Raw genomic sequence first — 244 nt, forward strand, 5'->3', positions numbered from 1 at the left:
GCTCGTCGCGGTTCTCGACGAGCGACGCGAGTTCGGCGGCCTCGAAGAGGCGGCCGCCCTCGATGTAGTACTCCGAGGGGTCGATGTCCGCGCCGCTGCGTGCGAGGCGGAACGCGTTGCGGACGTTCCGGAAGTCGACTTCGGCCTGCAGGAACTTCACGAACTCCCGCGTGCCGCTCTCCGTCGCGGCGTTCAGCCCGCGGAGGAGCGTGTCGTAGAACGTCCTGTCGACGGCGTTTTCCAG

At 68.0% G+C, this 244-nt stretch carries 1 protein-coding gene; it reads right to left on the minus strand.

Annotation, left to right across the window (positions count from 1 at the left end):
* Window positions 1-244, minus strand: a 244-nt coding sequence (locus HKX41_12940; protein ID NNC25040.1) for a V-type ATP synthase subunit C, incomplete at both ends; no start/stop codon positions are given.

This window comes from Salifodinibacter halophilus (assembly GCA_012999515.1).
Classification (GTDB): domain Bacteria; phylum Pseudomonadota; class Gammaproteobacteria; order Nevskiales; family Salinisphaeraceae; genus Salifodinibacter; species Salifodinibacter halophilus.